This window comes from Brevibacterium ravenspurgense, from assembly GCF_001584615.1.
In the GTDB taxonomy this organism is placed as follows: domain Bacteria; phylum Actinomycetota; class Actinomycetes; order Actinomycetales; family Brevibacteriaceae; genus Brevibacterium; species Brevibacterium ravenspurgense.
The window spans coordinates 24,578-40,208 of record NZ_LQQC01000011.1 but is presented as its reverse complement, the minus strand read 5'-3'; the positions used below and the strand labels follow the sequence as shown (position 1 = coordinate 40,208).

The 15,631-nt window shown below is 61.6% G+C and carries 9 protein-coding genes and 1 tRNA gene; 8 read left to right on the top strand and 2 right to left on the bottom strand.

Translation table 11 applies throughout. From position 1 onward, the window contains the following. Positions 1 to 12 precede the first annotated feature (12 nt). From Bravens_RS08575 to Bravens_RS08550, 6 genes are all read left to right on the top strand, one after another. Positions 13 to 1,149 (top strand): C45 family autoproteolytic acyltransferase/hydrolase, encoded by a 1,137-nt coding sequence (locus Bravens_RS08575; RefSeq protein ID WP_062022430.1) that lies wholly within the window; start codon positions 13 to 15, stop codon positions 1,147 to 1,149. A 269-nt stretch (positions 1,150 to 1,418) separates the two neighbouring features. Next, positions 1,419 to 4,262, top strand: a complete 2,844-nt coding sequence (locus tag Bravens_RS08570) for an MMPL family transporter (protein WP_062022427.1) — start codon at positions 1,419 to 1,421, stop codon at positions 4,260 to 4,262. Then, positions 4,255 to 6,726: a YhgE/Pip domain-containing protein gene (locus tag Bravens_RS08565; RefSeq protein ID WP_062022424.1), complete on the top strand. Its 2,472-nt coding sequence runs from the start codon at positions 4,255 to 4,257 to the stop codon at positions 6,724 to 6,726. The genes Bravens_RS08570 and Bravens_RS08565 overlap by 8 nt, the downstream gene beginning before the upstream one ends. A gap of 788 nt (positions 6,727 to 7,514) precedes the next feature. Then, on the top strand, positions 7,515 to 8,246 hold the full coding sequence (locus Bravens_RS08560; protein ID WP_082791102.1) for an ATP-binding cassette domain-containing protein: 732 nt from the start codon (positions 7,515 to 7,517) through the stop codon (positions 8,244 to 8,246). Positions 8,247 to 8,305: 59 nt separating this feature from the next. After that, complete coding sequence (locus tag Bravens_RS08555) at positions 8,306 to 9,505, top strand: hypothetical protein (protein ID WP_157452735.1); 1,200 nt, start codon at positions 8,306 to 8,308, stop codon at positions 9,503 to 9,505. Continuing rightward, positions 9,502 to 10,083 (top strand): hypothetical protein, encoded by a 582-nt coding sequence (locus Bravens_RS08550; RefSeq protein WP_062022414.1) that lies wholly within the window; start codon positions 9,502 to 9,504, stop codon positions 10,081 to 10,083. Before Bravens_RS08555 ends, Bravens_RS08550 begins: the two co-directional genes overlap by 4 nt. On the opposite strand, the gene Bravens_RS08545 is transcribed toward Bravens_RS08550, so the two are convergent. Further along, complete coding sequence (locus Bravens_RS08545; protein ID WP_082791106.1) at positions 10,067 to 12,112, bottom strand: FAD/NAD(P)-binding protein; 2,046 nt, start codon at positions 12,110 to 12,112, stop codon at positions 10,067 to 10,069. The genes Bravens_RS08550 and Bravens_RS08545 overlap by 17 nt on opposite strands. Next, positions 12,105 to 14,105: an LCP family protein gene (locus Bravens_RS08540; RefSeq protein ID WP_062022409.1), complete on the bottom strand. Its 2,001-nt coding sequence runs from the start codon at positions 14,103 to 14,105 to the stop codon at positions 12,105 to 12,107. Before Bravens_RS08540 ends, Bravens_RS08545 begins: the two co-directional genes overlap by 8 nt. 204 nt (positions 14,106 to 14,309) lie before the next feature. Here Bravens_RS08540 and Bravens_RS08535 point away from each other — a divergent pair. After that, positions 14,310 to 14,401: transfer RNA gene (locus Bravens_RS08535), tRNA-Ser, on the top strand. A 133-nt stretch (positions 14,402 to 14,534) separates the two neighbouring features. Next, entirely contained in the window at positions 14,535 to 15,596 is a 1,062-nt protein-coding gene (locus Bravens_RS08530) for an alpha/beta hydrolase fold domain-containing protein (RefSeq protein ID WP_062022406.1), read from the top strand. Positions 15,597 to 15,631: the final 35 nt, after the last annotated feature.

Here is a 15,631-nt window from a genome sequence, read left to right as displayed (position 1 = left end):
CGAGGAGTCCACATGCCGGTTCCGCACGAAGTCCGCTCCGAATCGATCGTGGTCAGCGGCCCAACACCGCAGATGCGCGGAATGGCCCGCGCCACGCAGACCGCGCAGCGCATTCGCTCAGCGCACAGAAGCTACACACACCTATTCGAATCCCTCGGCATTGAGGACCGCGCGGTCAAGGCCGCAGCAAAAGACTCCCTTGCGGCTCTGCGCGACTGGGATCCCGAACAGCACCAGGAAATCACCGGCGTTGCCATGGGTGCGGGCCTTACTCCCGCTGATCTCATGGTCATCATCGCCCGCACGGAGATCCTGGCGCTTGCCGACCGTTCGGTCCTCCCCACCCAGCAGGAGGGACCGCGGGAGGCGGGCTCCACCTCGCCGGCTTCGGAATGCTCGACCATCACCTTCGCCGCGGACCCAGCGGATGCCGGTGCGCCGTGTGTGGGGGTGCAGACGTGGGACTGGTACCCGGAATTCGCGGACCTGTGGCACCTGCACTCGGTGTCCGCACTGCCGGGCGGCTACGGATACGCGGGCGTGGCCGAGTACGGCATGACCGGCAAGATTGGGGTCAATTCGGCTGGTCTGGGATGTTTCCTCAACATCCTGTTCGCTTCTGACGATGCGCCTGGTGGGGTTCCTGTTCACTCTGTTCTCGCGCGGGTCTTGGGGACTGCAGGAAATGTCGACGAGGCGGTGCAGCTGATTGAAGAGGCGCCGCTGACGTCGAGCTCAGTCATCACGCTGGTCGACCCTGAGAGAACAGCCATGGTCGAAATCAGCGCGGGCAAGACACGTGTGCTGGACGGACAGGGCTACGCGGTGCACACCAACCACTTCCTGGACGGCGACTTTGCACAGACAGGTCTTCTCAGCCCGCCGAATTCCAACACCTTTGAGCGGCTGGAGTTCCTGCAAGACGCCGTGGCTTCGGCCGGGGTACCGCAGCGTGCGGAAGACCTTGTGCCGATGCTGTGCTCCGACCCGGCGGTCGGCGGTGTTGCCAAACTGCCCAAGTCCGGCGGTGTTCTCGATTCGGCCACACTGGCCAGCATTCGCATTGACCCCGCACAGCGGCGGATCGCGGTCAGCCCAGGCATCCCGCAGTACGTGAAAATGCGCACAGTCGTCATGCGCGCCTCCTGACTCGGCTGCGCTTCACAGCGGCTGTTGGCTGGAATTCTTTCCGCCGGTGCGGTGTTATCTTAAGGCCTTGTCAGCGTGTTCTCGGGCGTCAGCCGACTTCACTGAGCCGTTTCGGCAGCTGCTCATTTGACGGGTGCAGACGAAGCGTTCGGGCCCACGCGCCATACTTGACTTAACGTTTTCTGGGCGTCGGTGGAACGCTCAGTTGTTAACATCGCTGAATACGTTTATTACTGGCCAGTAACTTCACGATTGTTCGGAGCTCCTGAATGTCGTCATTCCTATATGAACTCGGTGCGGCAGCCTACCGTCGGCGGAAGACAACCGTTGCCGTGTGGTTCGCAATACTCGCCCTGCTGGGCGGGTTCGTCGCGCTGTTCGCAGACGACTTCTCCGACGAATTTGAGCTTCCCGGCGCGCAGTCCCAGGAAGCTCTTGACAATTTGGAGCTCACATTCCCGCAGGTCAGCGGCGGCCGGGGCCAGCTGACGATCGTCGCTCCCGATGGTGCTGACCTCAATGACGAGGAATACAAGAAGCCCATCGAGGAAGCGGCTGACAAGCTCGAAGACTACGACCACGTTGACGGGGCGATGAGTCCCTACGACGACATGATCGACGGTTCCATCAGCGATAAGGGCAATGCCGCGCTTCTCAACGTGCAGTACGACGACGCAGAGGCCAATCTGCCCGACTCGGTCAAAACAGACCTTGAAAAAGCAGCTGAAGAGCTGCAAGCCGAACTGCCCGAAGACACCGAAGTCGTTGCCGGCGGTGAGATCTTCAAGGTCACCGGCATTGAGATCTCGTGGGTTGAGGGCATCGGCGTTGTCATCGCCTTCGTCGTGCTGTTTGTGACCTTCGGGTCTTTCATCGCAGCCGGAATCCCGCTGGTCACCGCAATTGTCGGTGTGGCCATCGGTCTGCTGCTTGTGGTGCTGACAACCGCTTTCGCCACTGTGAACTCCACCGCACCAATGCTTGCGCTCATGCTGGGCTTGGCCGTCGGCATTGACTACGCGCTGTTCATCATTTCGCGTGCCCGCCAGATCAGCCGCGACGACGGCCTCGACGCTCACGAATCCGCGGCGCGGGCCACCGCGACCGCTGGTTCCGCTGTTGTGTTCGCCGGTATGACGGTCATCATCGCGCTTGTCGGCCTGTCGATTGCAGGCATCCCCTTCCTGTCGGTCATGGGCTTCGGCGCAGCTGCAACCGTCGCGGTCGCCGTGCTTGTGGCTTTGACGCTCGTTCCGGCGATCATGGGATTCTTCGGCGAAAAGATGATGCCGAAGAAGAAAAAGAAGGCCGCATCGGCAGAAGCAGCCAAACCCGAAAAGCCCAAGAAAGAACGCCCCGCAACGCGCATCTTCCGCACGTGGGAGCACATTGTCACGAAGGTGCCCGCCCTTACCGTCATCATCGTGGTCGTGGGCCTGGGCCTGTTCGCCATCCCCGCGTCCAAACTCCAGCTGGCACTGCCGAACAACGGCGGCGAACCGGAAGGCACCCCGCCGCGGATTGCCTACGACCTCACCGAGGAGCACTTCGGCCCCGGTGCGAACGGCCCGCTGATCGTCACCGCGGACATCATCACCAGCGATGACCCGCTGCAGGACGTCGACGACATCAAGGCGGACCTCGAAAAGGTCGACGGCGTTAAGCAGATCGCCATGGCAACCCCGAACGAAAACGCCGACACCGCGATGATCCAGGTGATCCCGGAGTACGGTCCGGACGACCCGCGCACAGAAGAGGTCGTCGAAAAGATCCGCGACATGCACGACTACTTCAAGGACACGTACGGCTTTGACACCGCGGTCACCGGTTCGACCGCTGTCGCCATTGACGTGTCGAGCCAGCTGGGCAAGGCTCTGGTGCCGTTCGGCATCTTCGTTGTGGGCCTGTCGATCGTTCTGCTCATGATGGTCTTCCGCTCCGTGGCGGTTCCGATCAAGGCGGCCCTGGGCTTCCTTCTTTCGGTCGTCACCGCCTTCGGCGTGGTGTCGCTCGTCTTCGTCCAGGGCCACGGTGCTGAAGCGATCGGCATCGAACAGGTCGGCCCGGTCATTTCGTTCCTGCCGATCATCCTCATGGGCATCCTGTTCGGCCTTGCTATGGACTACGAGGTGTTCCTCGTGTCCGGTATGCGCGAGGCCTACGCCCACGGGGCGCCTGCTCGCGACGCAATCGAGAAGGGCTTCCTGGCCTCAGCCGGAGTCGTCACGGCCGCGGCCCTCATCATGTTCGCCGTGTTCGCAGCCTTCGTGCCCGCCGGCGAACCGATCATCAAATCGATCGCTTTGGGCCTGGCGGTGGGCATCACCGTCGACGCCTTCCTCATCCGCATGACCCTCGGCCCGGCCGTCATGGCCATGTTGGGTGAAAAATCGTGGTGGCTGCCGAAGAAGCTCGATGCGATCCTGCCGCACTTCGACGTTGAGGGCGAAGGCCTCGCCCACCTGGTTGAGCAGCGCGACTGGCCGCAGAAGGACTCGCCGTACCTGCTTTACGGTGAGGGCATCGGCATCAACGGTCCACGCGATACGGGTCGCTCAGCTCGCGGTGATGTCGGCGATGCGGAAGGCAAGCTGGTCTCCGGAGTCGACGTTGCGCTCAAGCCCGGCGAGGTGTTTGCCGTCACCGGGCCAGGATCATCGGCACTTGTCACAGCTCTGTCGGGCCGCATGGCGGTCTCCGAGGGTGAACTCAAGATTCTCGACTGGGTCATGCCAGAACAGGGCGTGCACGCTCGGCGGGCGCTTCCGCTGATTGTCATGAGCCCGCGCGACGATTCGACAGCACCGTCGCACCGCTCGCTCTACCGCATGATCCAGAACCCGCCCAAGCTGGTCGTCGTCGACCACGCGGACCAGCCGCAGGACGCGCAGAGCGCGGCTTTGCTCAAGCGGCTCATCGACTCGGCACTCCAGCGCGGCTCTGCGGTTGTCCTCGGTCTTGTCACTGCGGACTCCGACTGGATGCTGCCGAAGAACTCCGAATACACACTTCTTGACCTCCATCGCAGCTCCGACCATTCGCCTTTGGCGGAAGCACATGCTGATGCGCACCAAGAGTCTGTCCACCTGACAGGGGAAACACACCATGTTTAAGTTTGAACGGGCCGCTGCCGGTCAGCGGGTGACATGGTGGACCATCATCGGTCTGCTTCTCATCCCACTGCTCGTAGCCGGCGGCTATGTGGTGACTGCCCACGGGGCAGAAGAGAAAGTCCACAGCATCCCGGGAGCCATCGTCAACAACGACGACGGCACCGAGATCGACGGCAAGACCGTGCCGTTGGGCCGTCAGCTGGCCGCAGCGCTCATCTCGCCGGATGACGAAGACCAGGACAACCTCGACTGGCAGCTGTCTGACGATGAGGACGCAGCCGAGGGGCTGCGCAACGGCAAGTACGCCACGGTTGTGACGATCCCGAAGAACTTCTCCGAGCGCGTCATGTCGATCTCCGAAGACGACGGCAAGAACGCCGAACACGCCACAATCGACATTCAGCAGTCCAAAGTGAAGCCCGTGCCGGACGTGATCATCGCCAAGGCGATCACGCAGGCAGCCACCCAGAGCTTCAACAAGGACTTCGCCAAGCAGTACCTTGACAACATCTACCTGGGCTTCAACGAAATCTCCGGGCAGATGAAGGAAGCCGCTGACGGCGCCGGGAAACTCGACGACGGCGCCGGCGAACTGGTAGACGGAACCACGCAGCTCGACAGCGGTGTGCAGGAGCTCAACAAGGGTGCGCGCACCCTGTCGACCAAGGGCAAAGAGCTGCGCAGAGGAGCTGACCAGCTGGCCAGCGGTGCAAGCGAACTTTCCTCCGGCCTCAACACCATGAAGGACCAGACGAAGTCACTTCCCTCGCAGACGAAGAAACTGTACGAGGGCGCTGACCAGCTGCATGGCGGCATCGTCGAGTACACCGGTGAGATCGACAAGGTCGTCACTGCACTCGACGACTTCGACGCTGACAAACTCAAAAAGGCAGTTGACGCTGCCGACGAGCTCGACACCTCCATGAACACCATCGCCACCGGTGTGGAAGACATGCAGAAGGACGTCGACAAGCAGCTCGCTGCAGCCAAGAAGCTTATGAACTCCGACGGCACCTCGAAGGCCACGAGCCTCGATGATCTCCAGGCCGTGGGTCTGATGTCGGCGAAGGAAGTCGCGCGAGTCCGTGCAGCACTGTGCCCTGAACCGGGCTCGAAGATCAGCCAGCAGAGCGCCCAAAAGTTCCAGAAGGACCTGCAGAAGGCACTTGCCGATGCGGGAGTCGACCCTGAAATCCAGAAGACGCTCACTGATCCAGAGTTCCAGAAGGCACTCGGCAGTGCGGTGTCGCAGACAGCCTGCAGTGCGGCCGAAAGGGCGTTCGCAGTGGGACTGTCCACCGCCTCGGTGGGTGTGCTCCAGAAGGTCAGCGACGGCCTGCACGCGAAGGGCGATTCCGGTCTCACCCTGCCGCAGGGGCTGCGGAAGCTGGCAGATGGAACGAGTGAACTCAACTCCGGCATCCATGACAACCTCGGTGACATCGAGAAGAACGTCAACGGCCTCAAGGAGGGGCAGCAGAAGGTTCTCAAGGCCGGCAAGCAGCTGCGTGACGGATCGAGCCAACTGGCCGGCGGAACCAAGAAGCTCCACAAGGGCACCGGCAAGCTGACCGCGGGAATCGGTCAGGCGGCTGACGGTTCGAACGAACTGGCCGCCGGCGTTTCGAAGTACCGCGCAGGCGTCGGCAAGTACACCGACGGGGTTGATCAGCTGGCCGCCGGCACCAAGAAGCTGTCGGACAACACCCCGCAGCTGGTCGACGGCACGAAGAAGCTCAAGGACGGAACAGGCGAGTTCTACGACAAGCTCGAAGAGGGCAAGGACGAAGTCCCGACCTACGACGAATCGCACCGTTCACAGCTGTCGGACGTCGTGGCAGCATCTGTTCCGGGTGAATCGGCGAAGTTGAGTTCCCTGGCCCAGAACAGCGTCATCGGCGTGCTGTTCGCGCTGCTGCTGTGGATTGGTTCGCTGCTGACCTACACGGTGCTGCGCGCAGTACCGGCCTCAGCCGTAACGTCGGGCAACCCATCGTGGAAGGTGGGGCTGAAATCGCTGGCACCGGGCTTGGCGATCGCGGTCATCCACGCCTTCGTCATGACGGTCCTGTTCCAGTTCATCTGGGGCCTGGGCGCCGGAGCTTTCGCAGGAATGTTCCTCCTGGCGCTGCTGGCAGGCATCACGTTCACGGTGATCAACTTTGCCCTCGTGGCACTGATGGGAGGGTTCGGCCGGATCTTGGCGGCGGCGATGATGGTCGGCGTTCTGTCGGTCAACCTCATCAGCACCGCGCCGACGGGACTTGTGTCGCTCATGAGCATGCTGCCGCTGGCCCCAGCGGTGAACGGCTTCACCGCTTTGGCTTCCGGCACGCCGGGTGCCGGTGCGGCGGTCGGCCAGCTGATTGTGTGGCTCGTTGTGGGCGCAGCTGCGGCCTTGGCGGCAATCGCCAGCAAACGCACCGTCAAGGTGCCGCGCAGGCCCGCATACCGGTACGTGTGATCAGCTGAAGGCAAAGGACGAGGCGGAAGCTCAGGTGAGCTTCCGCCTCGTCCTTGTGTTGCCTTCCGTGTAGACCAGAGCAGCTCTTGACGTTAACTGTTTTGCGTGTACGATCATGTGAAATTCAGCACTTCTGTCAAATCAGCCTACGCAGATCTCCAATGGAGGAGGCCGCGCGATAGAAGCGCACTGAGTAGAAAGGCTGGGCATGAAGGCATTGCGCCAGGTAGTTGTCTGTGTAGTTACAGTGGGAATTCTTCTGTTTGGTGTTACTCCAGAGGTTCTTGCCGCGAGTAAAACAACTTCAGCTGTGAAAGTTATTAAATTTAAAAACCTCGCGTATAGTCACAGTGGCCAAAAAGCTACTGCCAAAGGAAACTTCAGCGTTAGTCAGAGATCCGGCACAAGGTACAAATTCACCGGGACTGTGAAAAAAAGTGTCAAGGGCGGGAATCCAGCGTACTGGAGAGTTCAAACTCAAACTAGTTCGGGGACGTGCCTCAACGCGTCCGGGGAATATATGAGCACCTCGTGTCATAACGAATGGCACAATTACAAGCGGATTCGGGGTAAAGATTCGACAGCTTCGAGGGAAGTCAGCAGTACGGGCGACGTGCCGGCGCAGGCAAACTCGAGAAGTGTTACTGCTGGGTTGACTGTTTGTCTTAATAAACGCTTTCGAGTTGACCCCTGTCAGGTGGTTCGCTACGCGAAGAACAGGATTCAATATAGGGGTTGAAAACGACTGATTGCGTTTCGCCCTATTGAATTGTTAGGCATAATAAAATATGTGTAAAACACTTGACGTGCGTGGTCTCTTATTTCGCTATTCCACGCGTGGTGAAGAGATTGGTCCCTTCACGTTTTCAGCGGACTGCGGACAGATCTGGGCCGTGCTCGGAAACAACGGTGCGGGGAAGTCTACGCTTTTTTCCCTGCTTGCAGATTCGCGCAGGCCCGGTGGCGGTACCGTTCGCGTGTCCGGTTCCGTTGAGTACGTTGAACAGTCCATGGCCATACCGGGGCATGTCACCGTTCAGCAGACGATGGACTACCTCGCGTTGCTGAGGAAACTGCCTAAAGATGACCAAAGTGCGGCTATTAGTCGCGCGCTAGAAGCCGTGGACCTGGATGATCTTCGCAACCAGCAGGTGCGATCCCTTTCCGGTGGGCAGCAACGGCGACTCGTCGTTGGCCAAGCACTCATGACCCGGCCCGACCTGCTGCTTCTAGACGAACCGACGTCAGGCTTGGACATCGATCAGAGAGCAAAGGTGCGGGCTGCCGTAGCGCGTGTTTCTGCAGACAGAACTGTCATGATTTCTTCACACATCATCGAGGACATCGCCGGCCTCGCGACTCACGTTCTTCACGTCCGAAACGGGCAACAGCTTTTCGCTGGCTACACAGACGAGTATTTCCGGGCCGTAGAAGACACGTTTCCCATAGGAGCCACCCACAGCGATCCAACTGTGTGGACTACCGCTTTTCGAGCCTGGAACGGGGGAGGTGAGCCGTGAAAGTTGTTTTGCTGGCCTGGACTCCGGTTGTCGGGTTCTCCGCAATGCTCGTTGCGCAGTTGGCGAACATGACCATCGGTGCACAGAACTGGGTGGGGGAACCGCTGCTGAGTGCAGAGTGGGTTGCCACCGCGCTGTACCTGGTGGGTCCTTTGCTTGCGGCGGTCGCCGCTTTTGATGGGGCTCGGCTGTTCCCCATTGGCAGCGCAACCGTGTGGAATCAAACCGGAATCCGGCAGCGGTTAACTGTCCGACTGTGGGTTGCCGGAACGGCCTGTGCGTTCCTTCCGACCGCTGCTGTTGCTTGTTACACGGCTCTGCGTGCGCGCCCAACTTTTGTCGAGGCTCAAGTGTCTGCTGCGCTTGTGCTTTTCGGTAGTCTTGCTTCCGTTGCCATTCTGATTGGGATCGGACTGATTCTCGGGCGCACGCTGGGAAGACTATACGGTGTGCTCCTTGCTGCGGCCGTGGCATTTGCTCTACAGATGATTTCGGCTAATGAATCAGCATCCGTCATGCAATTCGGTGGAACAGTGGGCTCGATGCTCGGCTTGCGTCTGACCTGGTTGGCGGCAACGTCAGTTGCGGTAGGGTCGTTCACTGCGGTTCTGGTGCTTTACGCCGGCCTGTGCACGGGCGCCAATTCGCGCTATACCAGTTGGAGTCCGCTCAACGGGATTATCGTGACCGCAGTTGTCTTCCTCCTTTTGGGGGCAGTGCCGATGGCCGGAATTGGGCGGTACACGGCTGTGAAGAACCTGGACGACGAGTATGGATGCTCACCGCCGATGGCGTCCGCTGACTTTGCAGAAGGCACTCTCTGCATATACAACGAACACGACCGGCTGACGGACCGCATTGATGAAGTGTGGACCTCACTCGCCATCACTGCGATCGAATCGGGGTCGACTCTGTTCCCAGAGAATCTGCGCGAGCTTCCTCCGGCCTCCGATGTGGACAACTTCAACTTCGATACCAGCGGGAAAACGGCGTATTTCACGCTTGTTTCATCTGAAATGTCCAGAAACGGTGAAGCCTTGGATGAAGATTGGCTGATCAATGAAGTTGTGCAGGTGCCATGGTGCTCGGCTCTGTGGACTCATGCGGGGGCAGAGCCGAGATTTCACGACACAGCCGAAACAGCACGCTATGCTTTGACCAACCTTCTGCAGGCGAAGTCTGAATCGGACAAGAAGGAAGCAGCTCGCGCATACGATGTGGCGTGGAAGAAGCTCAGTGCTTGCGAAGGCGCTCGGTGATGAACGGGCTTTTGCTCTGGCTCAGAATTCATGTCCGGGGCGGACTGCTCGTTTTGCTGGTCCTGGCGGTTGTGGCCGAGCTGACTGTCGGCAGATATGCAGTGCAAATCGCGTGGGCTCCCCTCCAGACAGTGCACGTAGGGTTGTTCTTGCCCGTTCTCACGTGTGGGATTGCCGTACTGTTTCTGCACAGTGGGTTTTCCGATTTCGAATCCACGTACCGTCATGCATGGTGGCGGATGCGGTCGGCGTGGGCGGGCGTGGTTTTTGCGGTGGCGGCCCTTCCGGGGTTCTGGGCAGTTGATGCGCTCCCAACAGAGACCAGCATTCGAAACCGGTTGATCTGCTTGACGATTGCGACTGCGGGTTCGTTGGTCATAGTCCCCGCAATTGCAGCAATGCTGCCGTTCGTGGGAATTGCATTGTCTATGCTGGCCGCCGGGGCTGAAGAGGTCCGCTTGTGGAATCTGCTTGACCCATCTACCAGCTGGCTTCAGTGGACTCTGACGGTGGTCTTCGCCGCATGCGGGATCCTGGTTTACGGCTTCGCCTATCCAAAGCTCAAGCTGCGTCGATGATGGCCTGGGCGATCGTGTTGGCATCGATGAGGCTCTGGGCCTTTGCATTGGGGTTGGCGGCGATTGCCAAGCCCAGCTGCACGGCGGAGAGCTGAATGGAGAACGCGAAGCGGCGCGGATGAACCGTGCCGTCTGCGGTGACAGTGCGGTACGCGGGACCGTCAACGTCCAGCCCCGTCAGGGGCATGTCAACGCCCGCCGGGGTGGTGATGACGGCCGGCCGCACCTGGCCGCGGTCCAGCATTGAGTTCATGAGCTCGTCATCGGCAAAGCGGACGTTGTTGCCGGGGGTTGAGGCATCCACCAGGGCGGTTGCTCGGATCGGCCTGTCCACGGTGGGACTGGTGGCCACAAAATGGCCGCGCCCGGGACCACTGACGGTTTTGATCTGCACGTCGGGGCCGATGAAGTCGACAAGACCAGCCTCAGTCAGCGCAATGAGCTCGGCAAAGCGCTGCGGCGGCGGGCCGTCGCAGATGCCGGACACAAAGCCCTCAAACCACCCGCGAACTTCCGATGTGAAGCTCACCGGATCCAGCAGACCGTCGACTACGACAGTCTTCAGCAGGTTCCGCGCAGCCCACAGGGCGGCGAAAACAGCCTTGCCGGGAGATCCCTCAGGGCCGGCCTGTGCCGCAGTGAGGTCACGGCGAAGGAACTGCAGCATCCATTCGCGCAGATCAGTATCAGGGTCGGCGAATTCGACGTCTTCCATGGGGCGCAGCAGCCGGTGCAGATCAAGTGCAAAGCGGGGATCGGCAAGCACCCGCCGTTCGACAGAAATCCAGTTGGGGGAGGCCTGTGTCAGATGACCGGCAGGGGAAGCGCCAGCAGGCCGCTGACGGCTGTCAGGCGTGTGCTGGCTGCGATGCGGGCCGACGATTGGTGTAGCCGACGGTGCTGCTGCAGCGGACGCCGCTGCGGATGCGGCCTTGCCGCCTTTTTCACTGCGGCCCGCGCGCACGCCGATGTGTTCGGTGACGGCGTGGGTCAGCGCGTCGTGCATGTGAAGCGGATCGGCGCTGAAAGCCTCGGGGTGAACACGGTAGAGCGTGCGATACCAGGCTGAGCGGATGTCTGCGAGGATCAGCGGCCACAGGTGGTCGTTGAAGCTCAGCTTCTGGCCCTCAGCCGCTTGCGCTTGAACCAGAGCCTGAATGTTCTCCGGAGTGAAATAGCGCAGCTCCCATTCAGAAAGCGGGTGCGCCTCGGTAATCGGTTTGCACCGGTAGGGGAAGCCTCGGCGCGAAGACGGCACGAGGATCGGCTCGAGCCCGCTGGGATGGTACTTGAGGGTGCCGTCCTCGTTCTGTGTGAACGTGCCGCCGCGGCCGGTGGTAAGCAGATCCTGCAGGTCGAAATAGTTCAGGCCGAACCCCCGGAAGATCACCGGCTCGCCAGGCTTGAGGTGGTTGAGGGGCGTTTCGGCCGGCAGGCACGGCGGCAGGTACTCAACACCCGGTTCTCGGCTGAGCTCAGCGTAGGAGCGGCGCTCACCCGTCAGACGCGCCTCAATGTGGCCCAAGCACAGCACGGTGAAGTCAACCGCCAGACGGGTGCCGTCGGACAGGCGCAGAACCTGCTGGCCGTCCGTGCCGTCCGGTTCGGCGATGTCCGTGACGCGCGCCTGATGCTCTATGACGTCCGCGGTCTGTGACTCTTCCGCCCGCGCGACGATCCGCTGGTAGGAATCGCGCAGATACCGGCCGTACTCAACACGGCTGGGGAAATACGAGCCCGGATTGCGCGGATCAGACGACCACTCGGCCATCGACGGCCCCTGGTCTGGATTCGGCACACCGCACGATTCATCCGCAAACACCGTCTGCTCGGCAGCCGTTGTGTTCATCAACAGCGACGGACTCTGATCCGTCCGCCACACCCGACCCGCACCCGGCGGGAACGGATCGATCACATGAATGCGCAGCCCGGGCGGCACCTCGTCAGTCCCAGCAGACGACAGCGCAACCAGGCGCTCCAGAACAGTCAGGCCCCGCGGGCCCATGCCGATGATCGCAATATCAGCCATCGGCACCGGTCCCAGCGTTTGCACCTCCGCGCAGCTTGTCATTGTGCGGGTAGCCCGGCCAGGGATCGCCCGGCTTGTAACCGTGCGGGTAGCACTTGCCGTCATCGTCCTCCATGCCGATGCCGGGTTCTGTGGTCTCGGCTTCCTCCTGCGGTTCCTCTGATGGCGAGGCGGAGTCTTCGGGCGTGGATGCGTTGGACTTGCCGGGCTTCTTCTTGCCGTCGTCCGAGGTGGTGTTCTTCTTCACCCATTTGCGCAGGTCGTCATAGTCCGGGTGGAGGGTGTTGACGACATCGTTGGTGATCTGGGCAGATTTCACTTCGGTGCCGCGCATGACCATGGCGAGATCGGCGAATGCGCTGAGGTCCGACAGCGGAATGTCGGTGCGGATGTTGTCAGATGCACTCGCAGCCAGCTGGGGGTACTTGATCGCCATTTCCTGCGGGCTGAGCTGGTCAAGAGCGGCCTTGAGGAAACGCTGCTGACGGCACATGCGGTCGTAGTTGTCCGCCCCGTCACGGCTGCGGGTGTACCAGAGCGCTTTCTTGCCTTCGAGGCGCTGCGGGCCCGGGTCGATCCAGTCGAAGATCTGGTTTTTCCCACCGGTGTTCTGGTTGGTGCCGCCGCCCATCGGGATGGGGCGCTCAACATCGAGTTCAACTCCGCCCATCGTGGTGATGAGGTCGGTGAAGCCCTGCATGTTGACGGCAGTCCAGTAGTCGAGCTTCAGTCCCAGGGAGGCCTCGACCGCCTGGATGGTGGCGAACATGCCCGGTTCGAGGCCGTGGGGGTCGCCGACGGATTCCGGCGAGTTTTCAGCCCAGTCCCACACCGCGTTGATGAGGTCCTCCGTGGGATCGCCGGTGGGGCGGAAACCGTTGGGGAAGGTTTCGGCGAGCTTCGAGTCTTCGGGGAATTCAGGGAAGGCCAGGTTGCGCGGGACTGAAATCAGGGTTGTCTGCCCATTGCGCGTGTCGATGCTGGCGACAAGCATGGTGTCAGGGCGGACACCCTCACGGGTGTCGGAACTGTCCTGGCCGATGAGGAAGACGTTGATGCGCTCCTGGTCAGCCCAGAGGTCTTCGCGTTTGAGCACCTTGGCGCCGTTTTCGCCGAATACCTTCGACAGGGTGGTGGCGGTGACATTGGCGTATGCGGCTCCGACGCTCAGTGGAATGCCGACGATCGCAATGAGGCTGGCCACAAGCACCCAGCTGAGCACCTTCTGTGCCTTCGGCAGGCGGAAGCCGCGCTTGGACACCGCGAAGGACCGCAGAATCACAAGGACCCAGATGACGAGTCCTATAAGGAGGACAACCGATGCGAAGCGCAGGATCTTCGGGCTGGACACCACGCGGCTGGCAAAGGCCGTCGGACCGTAGATGAGTGCGGTGATGATGATGGCCGCAATGCCCAGCACGAAGCCGCACAGCAGAATCCATCCGGCGATCGATCTGCGGTTGCGGCGGAGGATTGCCAGACCCGGCAGCATTGTTCCCAGCGTCGTCCACGTGACGATCGACGGGAAGCCTTCACCGCTGCGTTCACCATGACGCGGCTGGGCGTCGTCGTTTTCGTCAAAGTCGCGGTGCGCGGTTCGAGGTGGGGCCGCGGTCGAGGAGGCTGCTGCTGGGGTTCCCGAGGCGGTGGGCGCGTCAGCCGGTGCGGTTTCTTCTGCTTGTGCTGCGCGCTGCTGCTCTTCGCGTTCACGCTGTTCGCGAAGTTCACGGCGTGACGGAAGGGGGTCGCTCAGATTGCGCGTGTTGTGGTGTTCAGAGGCCGGTGTGGGGCGGACAGTTTCCGGAGTAGCCGGTTCTTCGCTCTGGGATCCGGTGGGTTTGTCGCCGCGGAAGTTGGGGCGAGAGGATGCGCGAAGAACCCTGCGCGAAGGGAGATTGTCCCAGCGTCCATGCTGGGTGGTGCCCGCACCGTCCGGCTTGTCTGTGCCGCCAGCGGAGCCAGAGTCGCCTGGGGTGTCGTGAGAATCGGTCACCGTGTCGTCTCCTCTATTCATCAGCCGTGCCGCTCACAGAAGCGGCGCGGTGAGTATATGTTCCTCGGCTGAACAGCAAGTGTACCGAGCCGACCGCCCACACAGGTCACATGCGACGCTCAGGCGAGCTCCGCCTCGGCAGCGGTGCTTAAAGGAGGGGTGTTTTTGCTCCCGCGGCGCTTGGACTGTAACCTGTATCTGCCTGGAGTTGTGGCTGAGCGGTCGAAAGCGTCACCCTGCTAAGGTGAAGTCCTCGCGTTTGGGGACCGAGGGTTCAAATCCCTCCAACTCCGCCAAGCAGTGAAAGACCCCCGAGAACCTCGAGTTCTCGGGGGTCTTTTCCATTGTGGGCGGGGTCTTCGGACTCTGCTGTGTGCCGTTCCTCTTCGTTCTGTACGACCTCTATAGGACAGGTGAGACGATTGCCCCATGGCTGACGAACAGACCTTTGAGTCCATCCCCGCGCACATTCGCCGCGCCATGACGCCCGAACAGGCCGCCGTGGTCCGACACCAGCTTGCACGCACACCCCTTGGCTCTGACGGTGCCGGCGCTGACCCGGTCGAAGCAATGCGCGCCGACTACAACGACGAACGCGCATTCTGGAACGAAGGCGGCCCGCAGATGGTCCGCACCGACAACATGACGCTGCCCCTGGCCGGGGCCTCGGTCCCCGTGCGCATTCACCGTCCCGTGGATGCCGAAACCCTGCCGGCGATCATCTTCGTTCACGGCGGCGGGTTCAGCGTGGGCAACCTTGACACCCACGACCGGATTCAGCGCGTACTGGCGGCCGAATCCGGGGCGGCGGTCATTGCAGTGGACTACTCGCTGACCCCAGAAGCAGTGTTCCCGCAGGCGCTGCACGAAGTTGCAGGTGCCGCCGCCTATTTCGCAGCCCGCGGCGCCGAACACGGCATCGATCCCAAACGCCTTGCCTTCGCCGGGGACTCCGCCGGTGCGATCCTGTCGCTGACAGCCACTTTGCTTCTGCGCGATGAACCTGGCGTTGCGGTCGAAGCGGCAGGCCTCAGCGACGACCCGAGTGTCGGGGACCCCGCAGGGGACAGTGCTTTCGAATCGATTCGCTCACTCCTGCTGTACTACGGCACCTACGGGCTGAGGGACTCCGCCACCATGCGCCTGTACGGCGGCTGGTGGGACGGCCTGAGCCGAAACGATCTCGACGACATGCTCGAAGCCCACTACCGCGGCGCCCAGCACGAAGCCAGCCCCTACGTTGACCCGCTGACGGCCGACTACTCGAAACCCGTGCCGCCCATGTTCATCGTCGGGGCCGAACTCGACCCCCTGGCCGATGACTCGCGAGCCCTGGACAAGGTGCTGGGAACATTCGGCCGCGAAAGGGAGCTCCACTTAGAGGAAGGTGCACTGCACTCCTTCCTCCACTACGGCAGGATGATGGAAGCTACGCGCGATGTGCTGACGTGGGGAGCCGAATATGCGGCCGCCCGCTTCGACGATGTCTGATCGGCCCCTCCCCAAAACACGAGGTGGAGCTGCAG